The sequence below is a fragment of the Myxococcota bacterium genome (genome assembly GCA_039030075.1).
GTDB lineage: Bacteria > Myxococcota_A > UBA9160 > UBA9160 > SMWR01 > JAHEJV01.
In genome coordinates, this window is record JBCCEW010000023.1 from 55,939 (window position 1) to 72,148 (window position 16,210).

The following is a 16,210-nucleotide window of genomic DNA, read 5'->3' on the forward strand; positions in this document are numbered from 1 at the left end:
TCCCCCGTCGGGGCGCCCGTGTGGGTTACGCTTCGGCGCGTGCGCAACGGCTTCTTCAAGGGACACGGCCTCGGCAACGATTACCTGGTGGTCGACCCCGACGAACTCGACTTCCGGCTCACGCCCGCGCGGATCCGCACGCTCTGCGATCGCCACCTGGGCGTCGGCAGCGATGGACTGCTGGTGCTGGTGCCCTCGAAACGCGCCGACTTCGGGCTGCGCATCTACAACCCGGACGGCAGCGAGGCCGAGAAGTCGGGGAACGGGCTGCGCATCTTCGCGCGCTTCCTGGACGCGACGGGCCGCACGCGACGGCGCCGCTATCGGGTCGAGACGCCGGGGGGGGTGGTGACCGTGTCGCTCACGCCCGACCGCTACGGCGACGCGTCGGACGTGACGATCGGGATGGGGACTGCGCGCTTCGATCCTGCCGCGCTTCCCTGCAACCTCGATGTCCCCGAGCTCGTGGACCAGCGGATCCGTGTGGGTTCGCGCAGTCTGCGCTTCACCGGCGTGTCGGTCGGCAACCCCCACTGCGTGGTCTTCCTGCCGAAGGGGAAGGACGTGTCGTCTCGCGAGCTCCACACGCTGGGTCCCGCGCTCGAGACCCACCCGATCTTCCCGCGCTTCACCAACGTCCAGCTGGTCGTGCCGCGCTCGCGCCAGCGTCTGGCCGCCTGGGTGTGGGAACGCGGCGCCGGCGCCACCGAGGCCTCGGGGTCGTCGGCGTGTGCGGTCGCGGCCGCCGCGGTACGACGCGGGGTCGCGAAGAGTCCCGTCTCCATCGTGATGCCCGGGGGCGTCCTCGAGGTCGACGTCGACGCGGACTACGCGGTGACGCTGCGCGGACCCGTCGAAGAAGTCGCGCGCGGGCGTCTCGCGCCGTCGTTCGTGCGATCGCTGTCCGGGAAAGCGCGGCGGAGCTAGCTCAGCGCGGTTCGGGATCCTGGGCCAGCTCGATCAGGTAGCCGTCCGGATCACGCAGGTAGGCCGTGCGCTGGCCCCAGGGACGGGTCGTCGGTTCGATCACCGACGGCACGCCGGCTTCGACGAGCTCGTCGTAGGCGGCGTCGACGTCTTCCACTTTGAAGCCGAGTTCGAAGCTGGGCGCGTCCGGGTCGGGCGCAGAAAGCGGCCGTCCCAGGGTCTCGGCCATGGCTTCGCGCTGGTAGAGCGCGATGCGGGTGCGCCCGGTGGCGAGCTGGGCATAGGCGTCGACGCGGTGGTTGAGTTGCAAGCCGAGCCGCCCGGTGTAGAAGGCGAGACTCCGGTCGAGATCGTTGACGATCAACACGACGTAGTCGGCGGCGAAGAATTCCATCTAGTCCTGCATCTCGCGGAGGAGGGTGCGCTTCAGGAGGTCGAGTTCGGCACGCGTCACGTCCGTCGTCCGGCCGAGCATGTCCAGTGACGCCATGCCCGTCAGCACCGCGATGGTATGGGTCTGCAGCGCCACCTGCCTGCGCCGGGGCAGCGCCGCGTCCGCGAAGAACTGGCTCCAGACCCGGTCCCAGCTGCGGAACATGTGGGCGTGCCAGGGCGGCGGATCCGCGTCGGCGAGACCGCGCGCGTGGTTGGCGAGGATCTCGAAGGTCGAGCGGTACTCGGCGCTCCCGAAGTGTTCCCAGGCCCGATCGACGAAGTGGGCGACGCGCGCTTCGAGGGGCGTGTCGGCTCCGGGGAAATCTCCGAGACGCGCTTCGAAGCGCTCGAAGGACGCCTCGATCACCGCGTCGAGGATGCCCTCCTTGTCGCCGAAGTGGTGCTGGACCGCGCCCCAGGTGACGCCCGCGCGCCGGGTGATCTCGTTGGCGGTGGTTCGCTGATAGCCGACCTGGGCGAGACTCTCGACGGCGGCGCGCAGGATCCGGCCGCGGGTGCTGGCCGTGCGTTCGGCTTGGGTGCGTCGGGTCACATTCCGAGCCTAGGCAACTTCCATTGCGTCCACAATGTAAGTTGCATAGCCTTCCGGGGCGGATGTCGCTCTTCAATCCCTACGCCTACGAGGTCCACGAGGACCCGTACCCGTTCTACGCGCGGCTGCGGGAAGAGGCGCCGGTCTACCGCAACGAGGAGTTCGACTTCTGCGCGCTGTCGCGCCACGCCGACGTCCTCGCCGCCTTCAAGGACACGGCGCTCTACTCGAACGACCACGGGGTCTCGCTCGATCCGGCCTCCTGGGGGCCGCAGGCAGCGTTAGGCACCTCGTTCCTCGGTCTCGACCCGCCCCGACACACCCGCCTGCGGAAGCTGGTGTCGAAGGCGTTCACGCCGCGCCGGGTCGGCGCGCTCGAGCCGCGCATTCGCGCGATGAGCGTCGACTACCTCGACCCGCTGGTGGGCTCGGGCGGCTTCGACATGATCGCCGAGCTCGCGGGCAAGGTGCCGATGGACGTGATCAGCGAGATGCTGGGCGTTCCCGAGGCGGATCGCGCCGAGCTGCGCCGCCGGGCCGACCTGCTCGTCCACCGCGAAGAGGGGATCCACGATCTGCCGCCCGAGGGAGTCGCTGCCTTCGCCTGGATCCGCGACTACTTCCGCCGGCTGATTGCAGACCGCCGCAAGCGGCCGGGCGAAGACATGCTGTCGGCGCTCCTCGAAGTCGAGGTCGACGGCGAGCGCCTCGTCGAGGACGACCTGCTCTCGTTCGCGAACCTGATGATCGTGGCGGGCAACGAGACCACCACGAAGCTGCTCGCCAGCGCGCTCTATTGGCTGTGGCGGACGCCCAGCGAGCGCGCGCGCGTCGCCAGCGATCCCGACGCCTGGATCCCGGCGTGGGTGGAAGAGACCCTGCGCTTCGACAACTCCACCCAGATGCTCGCGCGTCGGGTGACCCGCGAACACACGCTGCACGGCGAGACCCTGCGACCGGGCGATCGCGCGCTGCTGCTGGTGGGCTCGGCGAACCGCGACGAGCGCGCCTTCGAGCGGCCCGACGCCTACGACCTCGGTCGCGATACCACCGCGAGCCTGTCCTTCGGGCGCGGCGTGCACTTCTGTCTGGGCGCGGCGCTGGCACGCCTCGAGGGGCGCGTCGTCCTCGAGGAGTGGTGGAAGCGCTTCCCCGACTATGAGGTCGACCCGAGCGGCGCGGTGCGCGTGCACTCGGTGAACGTGCGCGGCTTCGCCGTGCTGCCCGTGAAACTCTGACCCGCGCTCCGCAACTGGCGCGCACTCTGGGAGAGGCATCGACATGAGCAGTGAACGTCGCCAGCGCGGCGAGGAGATGATCAAGAAGGTCTACGCCGGAGACGTCGTGGTGCCGCCCGAGGGCACGAACGCCTTCACCGACCTGATGCTCGAACAGCTGTTCGCCGAAGTCTGGACGCGAGAGGGGCTGGCGGTCCGCGACCGACGGCTGATCATCATCGGGATCATCGCGGCCCTCGGCGAGTCGATGACCTTCGGCATCCAGGTGAAGGCGGCGCTGAAGAACGGCGAGCTCACGCCCGAGGAGGTGCGCGAGATCCTGATCCAGATCGCCCAATACGCCGGCTATCCGCGCGCGGCGGGTCTGATCGGCCCGGCCGAGCAGGCGATCGCCGCCGTCGAAAAGGAGAAGGCGGGCTAGTCGCCGTCCCGCTGCTTCTACCGCCAGGCGAAGACGGGCTGGTCGAAGTGGGCCACGCGCGTGTGTTCGCCGCAGAGGGCGACCTCGCGCAGCTGATACAGGATCGCCGCCGTCGGGGCGTGGATGTGGGTGCCGAGGAGCGGCACGGAGATCACCGGCCGATCGCTCTCGGGGATGCTGCGGAGCTGGGGGACGTCGGGCCGCAACAGCTCGGAGAGCGGCACGTGGTAGAGCTTCGCGACCTCGTCCGGGTTCGGCGCGAGCTCGGCGTGCGCGCCGCCCCAGACCACGACCGGTGTCATGCAGTAGCCGGAACGGGTCGGGTAGTCATCGAGGAGCCCGAGGACGGCGTCTTCGCCGAGGCTCAGGCCCACCTCCTCGTCGAGCTCGCGGAGGGCCGCCTGCACCGGGGTCTCGCCGGCGTCGAGTCGTCCACCCGGCAGCGCCCACTGGCCCTTGTGGGCGTTGAGGCGCGGGGCGCGACGGGTGATCAGGAAGCTCGGAAAGCCGCCCTCGTCCGCCACCAGTACCAGCGCCACGGCGGCGGGCCGCAGAGCGTCGTCTTCGTGGGGGCGCCGCGAGAACCCGTTCAGGTGCGCGCGCACCCGCTCTCGCAGGCCCTCGTCGTAGCGGTCGACCATGGGGTCGCAGCATAGCGGGCGCTCCGACGGGGCCGGCCGGGTCTGCGGGGGCGGTCTCGGACCGGCGGGGTGGCGGCGCGCGCGATGTCCCGCGATTATCCGCCGCCGTGCTGGATGGTGTGAAACGCAGAACGCTCCGTTTGCCCGAGCGCGGAATGGAAACGGCGCTCCTCGACTGGGGCGGCGACGGGCCGCCCGTGCTGATGCACCACGCGAATGGCTTCTGCGCCGCCACGCTCCACCTGGTGGCCCAGCCGCTCACGGAGCGCTTCCACGTCTTCGGGATGGACGGTCGCGGCCACGGCGACTCGACGACGCCGGGCGGCGAGAATCCCTTCGACTGGCGGGAGTTCGGTGCCGACATCGCCGCGGTCGCGCGACAGCTGGTCGACGAGTGCGGTCAGCCGCTGGCCCTCGGCTTTGGTCACTCCTTCGGGGGGACCTGCACCTTGATGGCTGCGGCCGAAGAGCCGGGACTCTTCGAGAGGCTCTTCTTCGTCGATCCCGTGTTGCCGCTGCCCCCGCACTTCCCGACCGTTGCCGACCCGGAGCGCGGTGCGCGCGGCAGCGATCTGATCGCGAAGGCGACGAAGCGCCGGGCGGTGTTCCCCGACCGCGCCACCGCCGGCGCGAACTGGTCGCCGAAGCCGCTCTTCGCGAACTGGGACGCGCGGGCCTTCCAGCTCTACCTGGACGAGGCCCTGCGCGACACGCCTGAGGGCGAGGTCGAGCTCAAGTGCGCGCCTACCACCGAGGCCGCGATCTTCAGCCAGGGCATGACCCACGACGTCTGGAGCTTGTTGCCCAAGGCCACCATGCCGACGCGCATCCTGTGGGCCGAGCACGGCGATTTCCCCGAAGTGCTCCACGCGGCATACGCGGAGGGGTTGCCCCACGGCTCGATCGAAACGATCGACGCGGGCCACCTCGCGCCGATGGAAACGCCCGATGCGGTCGTCGCGGCGGTCTTCGCCTACCTCGACGAGGTCGACTAGCGCTCGACCGGGAAGCCGCGCTCGGTCCAGCCGGTCCAGCCTTCGGCCAGCGACACGACCCGGGTGAAGCCCATCTGCACCAGGGTGTACGCCGCGAGTGCGCTGCGGTGGCCGCCACCGCAATAGAGCACGAGCGGGCGATCCCGGTCTTCGAACCAGGCGTCGCGCTTGTAGTGCTCGAGGTCGGCGCGCACTTCGAGGAAGCCCCGCGGAGAGCTCCGCGCGCGCGGCAGGTGTCCTTCGGCGTACTCGTCGGGCTCCCGCACGTCGACGAAGTGCCAGCCTTCCTGGTCCGGTGCCTCGAGGCGACGGCGTCCCTCTTCGGGCGTGATCTCTTCGACGTGGCGGAGCGCTTCGGCGACGAAGTCGGCGAGGGCGCGGCGCGGCGGGTCGGGCATGGGCGCAGGGTACACGCTCGGCCCACGGCGGCTCGGGCCCGGCGGCGGTAGCATGCGGATCCGCGCCCCAGGAGACCCCGGATGACGACGCTCTACACGGCCGATACGCCGAACGGCAAGAAGATCTCGATCGCGCTCGAAGAACTCGAGGTGCCCTACACCGTCGAGCGCGTCGACCTCAGCGCGCCGGAACACCCGACACCCGAGTTCCTCGCTCTCACGCCCAATCACAAGATTCCGGTGCTGGAGGACGACGGGCTCGTGATCTGGGAGTCGGGGGCGATCCTGCTCCACCTCGCCGAGAAGCACGGGAAGCTGCTGCCCGCCGACCCGGCCGGCCGGATCGCAGCGATCCAGTATGCCTTCTTCCAGACCGGCGGAATCGGCCCCAACATCGGGCGTCTCGCCGAGCAGGTGCGCAAGCCTGAGGGCGAGCCGAAGAACGCCGAATGGATCGAGCGCTTCTCGGCCGAGGTCGATCGCCTGCTGGGCGTGATCGATCGCATCCTCGCCGACGGACGTCCCTACCTCGCAGGCGAGTTCTCGATCGGCGACATCATGCACCACCCCTGGCTGGCCCCGCTCCACGGCCTGAAGGCGCCGCCGCTGATGGGACGCGAGCGCGTGCTCGCCTGGCACGAGCGGATCGCCGAGCGGCCCGCCGTGGTCCGGGGAATGGCGATTCCCTGAGCGGCGGAAGGCACGCCCGGGCCGTTTTCGGGTTGAGGTAGGGTGGATGCCTGCCGATCCGTGGATAGAATCGCGGGTGACGGTACGCGTCCGGCCACGACGGTGCGGACGCTGCAGGGAGCGCAAGCAGGTATGGCGCGGGACGAAGCCCCTCCTTCCGTGGGTCCGGAACCCGCACCGGGCGACGCGCAGCCGTCCGACGACCTGGACGTCTTCGGTGTCAACGCCGGTCTCGTCGACGAGATCCGCCAGCGCTACGACGTCGACCCGAACTCGGTCCACTCGAGCTGGGCCTCGCTCTTCGAAGAGCATGCGGTCGAGCCCGCCGCCCCGACGCCGCCCCCCGCGGAGAACGGGGCACCGGCCCCTGCCGCACCGGCGCCCTCGTCTGGCGCCGAGCCCGCCACCCTCGCCGAGAAGCACGCCCAGCTCGCGGACAAGCACGCCCGCGTCCTGCGCCTGATTCACTCCTACCGCGCGCGCGGCCATCGCATCGCGGAGACCGATCCGCTCGGCGGCGACGAGGACTACTTCCCCGAACTCGATCCGGCCCACTACGGCTTCGGCGACGACGATCTCGATCACTCCTACATCGCGGGCGATCTGCCCGGCGGCCCGGTCCAGACCCTGCGCCAGATCCTCGAGCGGCTGCGCTCGACGTACTGCCAGCGGGTAGGTGTGGAGTTCACCCACATGCAGGACCCGGGACACAAGACCTGGATCCGCACGCGCCTCGAAGAGACCCAGAACACCACGCCGCTGTCGGCCGCCGAGAACCTGCGAATCCTCGAGAAGATCGCGGCGGCCGAGCTCTTCGAGCGCTTCCTCCACACGAAGTTCCTGGGGCAGAAGCGCTTCTCCCTGGAAGGCGCCGAAAGCCTGATCCCGCTGCTCGACACGCTCGTCGAGGACGCCCCCGAACACGAGGTGCGCGAGGTGGTGATCGGCATGGCCCACCGCGGCCGGCTGAACGTGCTCTCGAACATCCTCGGGAAGTCGCTCGAGTCGATCTTCTCCGAGTTCGAAGACAGCCCGTTGATCGACAGCCCCTTCGGTTCGGGCGACGTGAAGTACCACAAGGGCTACTCGAACGACCGCACCACGCGCTCGGGCGCCGTCGTGCATCTGTCGTTGACGGCGAACCCGTCGCACCTCGAGGCCGTCGATCCCGTCGTGGAAGGCCGCGTGCGCGCGAAGCAGATGCGCCAGGACGACACCCAGGGTGAGACGATCATCCCGGTGCTGGTCCACGGCGATGCGGCCTTCGCGGGCCAGGGCATCGTCGCCGAGACCCTCAATCTGTCGAAGCTCGCGGGCTACTCCACCGGCGGCACCATCCACGTGGTGGTGAACAACCAGATCGGCTTTACCACCACGCCCGCCGAAGCGCGCTCGACGCTCTATTGCACCGACGTCGCGAAGATGATCCAGGCGCCGATCTTCCACGTGAACGGCGACGACCCCGAGGCCGTCGTGCACTGCGTGAAGTTTGCGATGGCCTATCGCGACCGCTTCCACGAAGACGTCGTGATCGACCTCGTCTGCTACCGGCGCCACGGCCACAACGAGGGCGACGAGCCTTCCTTCACTCAGCCGCGCCTCTATCAGAAGATCCGCAGCCGCGAGTCGGTGCGGAAGCTCTACACCGACTCGCTGCTCGGTCGGGGCATCCTGCAGGGCGAAGACGTCCAGCGCATCGAGGCCGACCTCGGTGGCCAGCTCACCCGCGCCCTCGAAGTCATCGAGTCCCGGCCGCCGGGCCCGGACGAGCCCTACGAGCCGCGCGGCCCGTGGACCGGCTTCAGCCGCACCCGCGAAGAAGAAAACCCGGTGACCGGCGTCGCGACCGAAGAGCTCGCGCGCCTGGCCGAACGCATCGCGTCGGTGCCGCCGGGCTTCGAGGTGCACCGCAAGCTGGCCGGTCTGCTCGAGAAGCGCGGCAAGGTCGTCGCTGAAGACGGCGAGATCGACTGGGGCCTCGCCGAGGCCTTCGCCTTCGGCAGTCTGCTGCTCGAGGGCCACAGCGTGCGCCTCTCGGGTCAGGACTGCACCCGCGGCACCTTCAGCCACCGCCACGCCGGGCTCGTCGACCAGAACAGCGGAGAAGAGTTCCTGCCGCTGGCGCATCTCGCGCCGAACCAGGGGCGCTTCGAGGTCTACGACAGCCTGCTCTCGGAAGCGGCGGTGCTGGGCTTCGAGTACGGCTACAGCCTGGCCGACCCGAACACGCTCACGCTCTGGGAGGCCCAGTTCGGCGACTTCGCGAACGGCGCCCAGGTGATCATCGACCAGTTCATCGCCAGCGCCCACGTGAAGTGGCAGCGCATGAGTGGCCTCGTGATGCTGCTGCCTCACGGCTACGAAGGGCAGGGCCCCGAGCACTCGAGCGCGCGCATCGAGCGCTACCTCCAGAGCTGCGCCGACGACAACATGCAGGTGGTGAACTGCACGACGCCCGGCCAGTACTTCCACGTGCTGCGCCGTCAGATGTCCCGCCGCTGGCGTACCCCGCTCGTGATCTTCACGCCGAAGAGCCTGTTGCGCATGCCGCGCGCGATGTCGCGCCCGGGGGATCTCGCGGAGGGTCGCTTCCAGCGCGTGATCCTCGACGAGACGGCGTCGAAGGCGCGGGCCGCCGTGCAGCGCGTCGTGCTGTGCAGCGGCAAGGTCTACTACGACCTGCTCGAAGAGCGCCTGCGCCTCTATGGCGACGGCGAAGTACCGACGGCGATCGTGCGGGTCGAGCAGCTCTACCCCTGGGACGCCGACGTGATCGGCGGTGCGATCCGCCATTACCCGAATACCCAGTCCGTCGTCTGGTGTCAGGAAGAGCCCGCGAACATGGGGCCATGGACCTTCGTCCGCGAGCGTCTCGAGGATCTGCTCGAAGACGGCCAGGAGCTGATCTACGCCGGGCGTCGCGAAGCGGCGAGCCCCGCCGCCGGCTCGGGCCGCGTGCACAAGCGAGAGCAGTCGGCGCTGGTGGGGAAGGCCATTCGCGTCGACGACGGCGACTAGGTCCCGTGGATCGAGTGCCTGCGTTTGCACAGGCGCCAGCGACGACCGTCTTGGTGCCACGCGGCAATCCCAACCCCGCCCGCGATCGCGACCAGCGGCCAGTCTGCGGGGTCCCAACGGCCCGATGCTTGGAACCCGTTCAGGACCTCGTAGGTCAGGGGATGAAGCGAGATCCAGGCAAGCATCGGAACACTCGGCGCGGCGGCCAGGCCCGGTACCAGCGCGCTCAAGTACCAGGGGAACACGACGGGGCTGAGAGCGAGCGGGGCTAGCAACGCGATCTGCACGCCGGACACGACCGAACCGCGGCGCGCGCTCCACAGGGCAGCGGCGAATGCCCCACCGCCGAGGAAGAGCACGACCGGGAGCACGAAGCCCGACGGGCTGAGGCGATCGAGCGCGTCGAAGAGCGGAGACCCGAAGCGCCAGCGCTCGAAGAAGATCCAGAGGCTCCCCGCAGGCCGAAGTCCCAGTGCGAGCGCGGCCCCGTAGCCGACCCCGATGGCGCCCCCCGCCCCGGCGATGCAGCGCCAGGCTCCGGGCCTACCGAATGCGACCGCCACCGGAAGAACGGCCAGCGCCGGAAGCAGCTTGAAGAGCGCTCCACATCCGAGCGCGATCCCGGCGACCGTCGCCTCGCCCCGGGTGGTGGCCCAGAGCGCCACGGCGATTCCGAGTGTCGAAAAAGCGTCGACGTGGGCGCCGATCCCGGTCTCGAGGACGAGCAAGGGCGACAAAGCGACGAGGGCGAAGTGGCGCTGTGCGCCGGTCCGTCTCAAAAACGCAAGAACGAAGAAGAGCGTCCCCAACCCCGCGCCGGCGCAGAGTCCCTTCCAGACCCAGACCGACGCGTCCACACCGGCGGCCGCCGCGAAGCTGAACACCGCGAGCGCGGCGGGCGGGTAGAGCGTCGGGTAGGCCGCGTGCTCGGCGGGTGTCGGCCACTGGGTTCGCAGGGTGGCGAGCCGAGGGTCGTCTGGCGCGGTTCGGTAGGGATCGAGCCCTTCGAGCGCCACACGGCCATCCCACAGGTAGCGCTCCGCGTCGTTCGACAGGTAGCCATCGACGGGGAGCAGCACGAGCCGGGCGGCGATGCCGCAGAGGAGCAGCCACGTCGGGGCGCGCAGCCGGGCCTCATCCGGAGTCGTGCGCCAGGCGAGCCACATGCACGCGGTGAGACCCGTGTACTGAAGGATTGCCCAGGTTCCCACGCCCCGAGGCGTGGGCGCGGACTCGAACCCACCCCCGGCAGGGATCGACACCGCCACCCACCCCAGGAAGCCGAGGCACGCCGCCCGGTGCAGCGCACGGCTTCGGCGCGAGGTCACGCAGAACTCGAGACGTCGTGGGTGCGGGAGCGCAGCAGTAGCCATGCGCTCGAGAGGAACCCCAGATGGAGCGCCAAGAGGAACGGGGTCGCGCCCCAGAGCTGAACCCAGGCTGCCCATCCGAGGGCCACCCCGAACCCCAGGGCGAGAAACCACTCCGGCGCCGTAGCCAGCACGCCGATCGGGTGCGCACGCTCGAAGACCCCTTGCGGCGAGCCTCCGCGTTTCGGCGTCCGAACGAACTCGCTTCGACGCCCCAGGAGGGCCTCGGCACAGGCCCGTGCTTCGACCACCGCGAGTCCGATTCCGATCGAGATCAGAGCCGGGAGGAAACGAACACTCGCTCGAAGCCTGCGCCGGGTCGCCCGCTGGCCCGTCACGAAGAACCACAGATGCGTGGCTGAAGAGAAGAAGAGCACCGGGAGGTCGATCCAGAGCGTGTCCCGGATCTGGTAGACGTCCCGAACGACGAGACTCGGCACGAGGAACAGCGTCGCGTGAAGGATCATCACGAGATACGCCAGGTTCGCGGACAGGTGAAACGTCGTCTCGACCTTCTGCCGGAGCGGTTCGTGCGAGCGCCAGACGCGCCCCAAGAGCTTGCGCAGCACCTGGGTCGCACCCTTCGCCCAGCGGTGTTGCTGGCTCCGAAACGCGGCGTAGTCCTCGGGCAGCTCCGCAGGACACACCAGGTCCGGTCGGAACACGAACCGCCATCCCTTCAGCTGGGCCCGGTAGCTGAGGTCGAGATCCTCGGTGAGCGTGTCGCCCTGCCAGCCGCCGGCGTCCCGGATGGTGGCTGCGCGCCAGATGCCGGCCGTGCCGTTGAAGTTGAGATGGAGCCCGGCTCGAGCGCGCCCCTCTTGCTCGAGCCCGAAGTGCGCATCGAGCCGAATCGCCTGGATCTGCGTGAGGGCACTGGATCCGCGGTTCAGGTGCTCCCAGCGCATCTGGACCACGCCGACCTCGGGGTCGCTGAACTCGTGGATCGCCCGACGCAGCACGTCGGGCTTCGGAACGAAGTCCGCATCGAAGATCGCGACGAACTCGCCCTTCGCGCGGCGGAGGCCTTCGGCGAGGGCGCCGGCCTTGAACCCTTCGCGGTGCCGGCGCTGGATCTGCTCGATCCGGATCCCGGCGGCCCGGTGGGCGCGCACCGCCGCGCGAACCATCGCCGAGGTCTCGTCGGTGGAGTCGTCGAGCACCTGGATCTCGAATCGAGACCTCGGGTAGTCGAGCGACGCCACGGCATCGATGATGCGTCGTGCGACCGCCGGCTCGTTGTAGAGCGGGATCTGGACCGTCACCCAGGGCAGTTCGTCGAGTGGCTTCGGCGGAGGGCGCGTGCGATTCCGCAGGCGATAGTGCCGTCCCACCAGATGCAGGCGGTAGAGGCCGAAGATCGACAGCAGCGCCAGGAGGCCGAAGTGCCCCACCAGAACCAGGGTCGCGACGAGATCCGCCATCAGTGGGAGAACGTCACGCCGAACTCGAAGCGCTGGCCGCGGAGCGTGTTGTCTCCGTACAGGTCCGGGGTGTAGGTGAACTCCATGCCCCAGCGCCCTTTGCCTTTCTGAGGGCTGCCGAAGTTCCAGCCGGTCGTGAGCTCGAGCCGGCCCAGGTCGAACTCCGGGTTGAGGGCCGGGTTCCCGGGCACCTGGCTATCCACGTCGGCGTTCTCGATGCTCTGGATTCCGTCGAGCTTCGACCGGAAGTAGAGGTTCTCTCCGAGGCCGACGCCGTATTCCACGAGGTAGCGGAACTCGTCGGACGGATCGTCGGCGCGAAAGCGATAGGCGGCTTCGAGGCCGAAGTAGCCGAATCGACCGAGGCTCTTCCCGAGCAGCAGCCGAGGCTCGTAGTCTTCTTGCCCGTTCCCCCGCGGCAGCCGGGCGTCTTCGTCGTAGAAGTACGGCGCCTTGAAGAGGAACGCTGCCGAGAGAACGACGGGTTCTTCCAGCAGGTTGACCCGCGCCCCCACGTCGACGTCCGCGACACCGGAGGACTCGGTCCTCGTGCCATCCTGAACCTGACGTAGGCGCGTGATCGGCACCGAACTGAAGAGCGCCAGTCGCGGGAGGACGCCCACCTCTCCGTAGTACGTAACGCCCGTGCTGCGGAACTCCTCGAAGCCGGGGCGGCTTCCGAAGAAGTCATCGCTGCGAAAGTGATTGACGGAGACCTTGTGGTACCCCGAACCGGGTTCGGGAACCCAGGCGCCGGCGTGGCTCAGTCCGGGTGCGAGAACGCACGCGACCGCCGACACCATCCAGAGAAGGCGGAGAGAACGGGATCGCGCGCCCCTCCGATCCACAACCTCACGCTGTCGTTCCACCCCCACAGCGCAATCGAGATCGCGCTCTGCCCCCGTAAACCCCGCTGCCATGTCGAACCCTTCTGGCGAACCACCCGCGCGTGCGCACTGCGGTGAGAGCAGCGCGTCCGCGTGGTCGCACGTCGTCAGAGGGCTTCATGCAGTGCGATGCCGACTGCTCGAAGCTGTTTCTCGCGACCGGTGCCGAATTCCGAAGACCTCCAGCGAAGCCTCGGAAGCGCACGGGTGTGGCGCAGCCCTCAGGGCGTGGCTGGGGCTTCGTCGGTCGTCGACTCGACGCGCAGGCTGCGCAGGCGGTTGATCGCCGCCGCCCACTCGTAGCGGCGTGGTCGGGCGTAGTGGCCCGGGTGTTCACCCGGCCGGTGGAACGGGTCGAGCAGGTCGAGCCCGCCGCGCTCGAGTTCGGCCTCGAGGGCGTCGAGCACTTCGGCCAGCGAGCGGGTGCCGTCCATGAAGCGGGTGGCGAGGTGGATGCCATGACCGATCGCGCGGGTCTGGCTGCCGTCGACGAGCTGCTCGAGGCCGCGCAGGTCGATCTCTTCACGACCGAAGCGCAGGGTGTCGACGCGGGGGGCGTCGATCTTCACGTCGCGCTTGCCGCGGGAGGCGTCGAAGCTCTCGGCCAGGGGGACGCGCGGCGCGGCGGACGCGAACGGCCCCGAGCGCTCGGCCTGGCGCGCCGTCGGGTGGTCGGCGGCCACGCGTCGGGCGTCTTCGCTGGCGTCGTGAAGCTGGTAGTCCCGAAGCAGCAGCACGTGGTCGGCGACGTCGAAGTAGTCGCCGCAGCCGCCCATCACGAGCAGGGTCGAGACGCCCAGCTCGTCGTAGAGGGCGCGTACCCGATCGAGGAAGGGCGTGATCGGTTCGTGGTCGCGGTGCACCAGCGCCTGCATCCGCGCGTCGCGCACCATGAAGTTCGTGGCCGAGGTGTCCTCGTCGAGGAGCAGGCCCGTTGCGCCGGCCTCGAGGGCCTCGACGATGCTCGCGGCCTGGCTGGTGCTGCCGCTCGCGTCGTCGCTGCGGAAGGCACGCGTGTCGCGTCCGCCGGGCAGGTCGCGGATGAAGGCCTGGATGTCGACGCCTTCCACTCGGCGGCCGTCTTCGGCGCGGATCTTCACCAGCCCCGGATCGCTGACCACCCACTCGCGTCCGTCGCCCGGAACGTGGGGGTAGACGCCGCGCTCGATCGCCTGGAGCAGCGTCGACTTGCCGTGGTAGCCGCCGCCCACGACGAGGGTGACGCCGCGTGGGACACCGAGCCCGGCGAGTTCGGTGGCGCCGTCGACGGGCGTGTCGAGGCGCAGCGAGACGCGCAGGGTGTCGGGGCTGGTCGTGGGAACGGCGCCCTGGGTGAGCGGGCGGTCGCTCGCGCCGCTCGCACGGGGGAGCACGGCGCCGTCGGCGACGAAGGCGATGAGGCCCGCGTCGCCGAGCTGGCCGCGCAGGGCCTCCTGGTTCTCGACGCAGCGGACGAAGGTGTCGAGATGTGCGTGATCCGCGGGCTCGGCGACCAGGCCCGCGCGGGCAATGCGGGGGACGTCTCCGCACAAGAGGTCCTCCGCCGCACGACCGAGCACGCGGCGTCCTGCGGCGGGGAGGCCGGCGTCGAGGCGCAGCTCGACCCAGTCGTCGCCGAACACCACGGCCGTGCGTTCGAGCACTTCCTGCCCGCCGGCGTCGACACGCACCACGCCACTCTTTCCGCTGCCGCGGCGGGCGCTCGTGCGCGTGGCGTCGGCGGCCCGGCGCGCCAGCAGGTCGGCCAGGGCCAGGCGTCGCACCCGGGTTTCGAGGAGGGGTGCCGGGAGCCCCGCGGCCGCGAGGGGAACGCGTACGCGCAGCTTCGACGGCGCGGCGAAGGGGTCTCCCTGGACGTGGTCGATGAAGAGCGTCGCGTCGCCCAGGTTCACCGCGCCGCGCAGATCCTTGTAGGCGCGGTAGCCGCGGCCATCGATCTGCGCCAGCAGCTGTTGGAGTTCGCTGAGGCTCCGCATGCCCGGACCGGTAGCGTTCGCGTCGCGACGCGTCGACGCCTGACTCGTGGGTGGCGATCTCAACCGAGCAACAGGACGATGGCAAGCAGCGCCGCGACGGACCAGCCCACGATCCGAACGCGGCGCGAATGCCCGCCGCGCAGGGCCGCACCGCCGCGGGCGATCTCGGCAACGAGGACGAAGCGTGCTCCGCGACCGAGGATCGAAGCGAGCACGAAGCCGGGGACCGTCATGCCCATCGCCCCTGCTGCGAAGGCGAAGATCTTGTAGGGGACGGGAGAGAATCCGGAGATCACCACTGCCAGAAAACCCCAAGCGGCGAACCAGCGTTCCGCCGTCTCGAGCGCGGAACCGAAGCCCGCCTCGGTGAGGGTCGCCATCACGGGTTCGGTCGCCCAGGCGGCCAGTGCGAACGCTGCGAGCCCTCCCGCGACAGACCAGAGCGTCGTCCAGAGCGCCAGGAAGCGCGCCTCCTTGGGGCGGGCGAGGCACAGCGGTGCGAGCAGCACGTCCGGCGGCACCGGGAAGAACGAAGATTCGGCAAAAGACACGGCCGCGAGGTAGCGCGGGGCGTGGGGATGCCGGGACCAGCTGCCAACGCGCGCGGTGAAGCGAGACACCATGATCATCCCTCCTCTGGAAGCTGGCCGAGCGCCGAAAGGACGGCGTCGACGGCACCCATGTACACCTCGGTGTCGAGGTCGGGCTCCCAGGCCTGCTGCAGCACGAACCCCTGGAACACGGCCACCATCAGGCGGGCGATGCCTTCGGGCAGGAGCGTCTTCGGCAACTCGCCCCGCGCCTGACACTCGACGACGACTTCGGCCAGCACCCGCACCGGTTCGTCGATGCCGCGGCGCACGGTCTTCAGCACACGCGGGTTCCGGAGCGCCTCGGCCCAGACTTCGATCCCGAGGCGCCGCTCGCTCCTCGCCGCTTCCGACGCGAAGGTGGAGAAGAACGCCCGCGCCAGGTCGGCGAGCGCGCGCGGGGGCGCAGGCTCGAGGGCCTCGCCCAGCATCGCTTGCTCTCGCGCATGCCGCTTCCGTGCGATCGCGTCGATGATGTCGTCTTTCGAGCCGAAGTAGTTGTAGATGGCGCCGGCGCTCAGTTCCGAGGCCGCGATGATGTCCTTCATGGAGGCGCCGTTGAAGCCTTTCTGGACGAAGCACCCCATGGCCGCATCGAGGATCTGGTCCTTGCGGGCTTCGGTGTACTCGGGGGAGACGCGCGGCAT

Annotated in this window: 16 protein-coding genes; 6 read left to right on the forward strand and 10 right to left on the reverse strand. The window is 69.7% G+C overall.

All coding sequences use genetic code 11. The features are described from left to right. Nucleotides 1–39 precede the first annotated feature (39 nt). Nucleotides 40–927, forward strand: a complete 888-nt coding sequence (gene dapF / locus AAF430_20810; protein ID MEM7412685.1) for a diaminopimelate epimerase — start codon at nt 40–42, stop codon at nt 925–927. Between the two features lies 1 nt (nt 928). Here dapF and AAF430_20815 read toward each other — a convergent pair whose 3' ends face one another. Continuing rightward, on the reverse strand, nt 929–1,321 hold the full coding sequence (locus AAF430_20815) for a VOC family protein (protein ID MEM7412686.1): 393 nt from the start codon (nt 1,319–1,321) through the stop codon (nt 929–931). Next, nucleotides 1,322–1,915, reverse strand: coding sequence for a TetR/AcrR family transcriptional regulator (locus AAF430_20820; GenBank protein MEM7412687.1), 594 nt, complete (start codon nt 1,913–1,915; stop codon nt 1,322–1,324). It abuts the gene before it with no gap. A gap of 62 nt (nt 1,916–1,977) precedes the next feature. On the opposite strand from AAF430_20820, the gene AAF430_20825 reads away from it, so the two are divergent. Together AAF430_20825 and AAF430_20830 are read left to right on the forward strand one after the other, a co-directional pair. Beyond that, entirely contained in the window at nt 1,978–3,153 is a 1,176-nt protein-coding gene (locus AAF430_20825) for a cytochrome P450 (GenBank protein ID MEM7412688.1), read from the forward strand. 43 nt (nt 3,154–3,196) lie between these two features. Continuing rightward, nucleotides 3,197–3,574: a carboxymuconolactone decarboxylase family protein gene (locus AAF430_20830; protein MEM7412689.1), complete on the forward strand. Its 378-nt coding sequence runs from the start codon at nt 3,197–3,199 to the stop codon at nt 3,572–3,574. Nucleotides 3,575–3,591: 17 nt separating this feature from the next. On the opposite strand, the gene AAF430_20835 is transcribed toward AAF430_20830, so the two are convergent. Continuing rightward, on the reverse strand, nt 3,592–4,215 hold the full coding sequence (locus tag AAF430_20835; GenBank protein MEM7412690.1) for a CoA pyrophosphatase: 624 nt from the start codon (nt 4,213–4,215) through the stop codon (nt 3,592–3,594). A gap of 155 nt (nt 4,216–4,370) precedes the next feature. Between AAF430_20835 and AAF430_20840 the strand changes: the two genes are divergently transcribed. Beyond that, nucleotides 4,371–5,210 carry an alpha/beta hydrolase gene (locus AAF430_20840; GenBank protein ID MEM7412691.1) on the forward strand — a complete coding sequence of 280 codons (840 nt, stop codon included), beginning with the start codon at nt 4,371–4,373 and terminating at the stop codon, nt 5,208–5,210. Here the strand turns inward: AAF430_20840 and AAF430_20845 are convergent. Continuing rightward, complete coding sequence (locus tag AAF430_20845; protein ID MEM7412692.1) at nt 5,207–5,608, reverse strand: rhodanese-like domain-containing protein; 402 nt, start codon at nt 5,606–5,608, stop codon at nt 5,207–5,209. The genes AAF430_20840 and AAF430_20845 overlap by 4 nt on opposite strands. Nucleotides 5,609–5,689: 81 nt before the next feature. Here AAF430_20845 and AAF430_20850 point away from each other — a divergent pair, with 81 nt between their 5' ends. After that, complete coding sequence (locus tag AAF430_20850) at nt 5,690–6,298, forward strand: glutathione S-transferase family protein (protein MEM7412693.1); 609 nt, start codon at nt 5,690–5,692, stop codon at nt 6,296–6,298. A 159-nt stretch (nt 6,299–6,457) separates the two neighbouring features. After that, entirely contained in the window at nt 6,458–9,316 is a 2,859-nt protein-coding gene (locus tag AAF430_20855; protein ID MEM7412694.1) for a 2-oxoglutarate dehydrogenase E1 component, read from the forward strand. On the opposite strand, the gene AAF430_20860 is transcribed toward AAF430_20855, so the two are convergent. From AAF430_20860 to AAF430_20885, 6 genes are all read right to left on the reverse strand, one after another. Continuing rightward, nucleotides 9,313–10,527: a hypothetical protein gene (locus AAF430_20860; protein MEM7412695.1), complete on the reverse strand. Its 1,215-nt coding sequence runs from the start codon at nt 10,525–10,527 to the stop codon at nt 9,313–9,315. The two genes, AAF430_20855 and AAF430_20860, sit on opposite strands and share 4 nt — an antisense overlap. Nucleotides 10,528–10,640: 113 nt before the next feature. Further along, nucleotides 10,641–12,110: a glycosyltransferase gene (locus tag AAF430_20865; protein MEM7412696.1), complete on the reverse strand. Its 1,470-nt coding sequence runs from the start codon at nt 12,108–12,110 to the stop codon at nt 10,641–10,643. Continuing rightward, on the reverse strand, nt 12,110–12,913 hold the full coding sequence (locus AAF430_20870) for a hypothetical protein (GenBank protein ID MEM7412697.1): 804 nt from the start codon (nt 12,911–12,913) through the stop codon (nt 12,110–12,112). The genes AAF430_20865 and AAF430_20870 overlap by 1 nt, the downstream gene beginning before the upstream one ends. Nucleotides 12,914–13,218: 305 nt before the next feature. Further along, nucleotides 13,219–14,973: an ABC-ATPase domain-containing protein gene (locus AAF430_20875; GenBank protein MEM7412698.1), complete on the reverse strand. Its 1,755-nt coding sequence runs from the start codon at nt 14,971–14,973 to the stop codon at nt 13,219–13,221. Nucleotides 14,974–15,032: 59 nt separating this feature from the next. Further along, complete coding sequence (locus AAF430_20880; GenBank protein MEM7412699.1) at nt 15,033–15,602, reverse strand: VTT domain-containing protein; 570 nt, start codon at nt 15,600–15,602, stop codon at nt 15,033–15,035. Then, nucleotides 15,599–16,210, reverse strand: a complete 612-nt coding sequence (locus AAF430_20885) for a TetR/AcrR family transcriptional regulator (GenBank protein ID MEM7412700.1) — start codon at nt 16,208–16,210, stop codon at nt 15,599–15,601. Before AAF430_20885 ends, AAF430_20880 begins: the two co-directional genes overlap by 4 nt.

Coding starts and splice junctions, on each gene's coding strand:
- AAF430_20815 (MEM7412686.1), bottom strand. CDS start 1,321: ATGGAATTCTTCGCCGCCGACTACGTCGTGTTGATCGTCAACGATCTC.
- AAF430_20885 (MEM7412700.1), bottom strand. CDS start 16,210: ATGCCGCGCGTCTCCCCCGAGTACACCGAAGCCCGCAAGGACCAGATC.
- AAF430_20850 (MEM7412693.1), top strand. CDS start 5,690: ATGACGACGCTCTACACGGCCGATACGCCGAACGGCAAGAAGATCTCG.
- AAF430_20840 (MEM7412691.1), top strand. CDS start 4,371: ATGGAAACGGCGCTCCTCGACTGGGGCGGCGACGGGCCGCCCGTGCTG.
- AAF430_20835 (MEM7412690.1), bottom strand. CDS start 4,215: ATGGTCGACCGCTACGACGAGGGCCTGCGAGAGCGGGTGCGCGCGCAC.
- AAF430_20880 (MEM7412699.1), bottom strand. CDS start 15,602: ATGATCATGGTGTCTCGCTTCACCGCGCGCGTTGGCAGCTGGTCCCGG.
- AAF430_20870 (MEM7412697.1), bottom strand. CDS start 12,913: ATGGTGTCGGCGGTCGCGTGCGTTCTCGCACCCGGACTGAGCCACGCC.
- AAF430_20830 (MEM7412689.1), top strand. CDS start 3,197: ATGAGCAGTGAACGTCGCCAGCGCGGCGAGGAGATGATCAAGAAGGTC.
- AAF430_20825 (MEM7412688.1), top strand. CDS start 1,978: ATGTCGCTCTTCAATCCCTACGCCTACGAGGTCCACGAGGACCCGTAC.
- AAF430_20865 (MEM7412696.1), bottom strand. CDS start 12,110: ATGGCGGATCTCGTCGCGACCCTGGTTCTGGTGGGGCACTTCGGCCTC.
- AAF430_20875 (MEM7412698.1), bottom strand. CDS start 14,973: ATGCGGAGCCTCAGCGAACTCCAACAGCTGCTGGCGCAGATCGATGGC.
- AAF430_20845 (MEM7412692.1), bottom strand. CDS start 5,608: ATGCCCGACCCGCCGCGCCGCGCCCTCGCCGACTTCGTCGCCGAAGCG.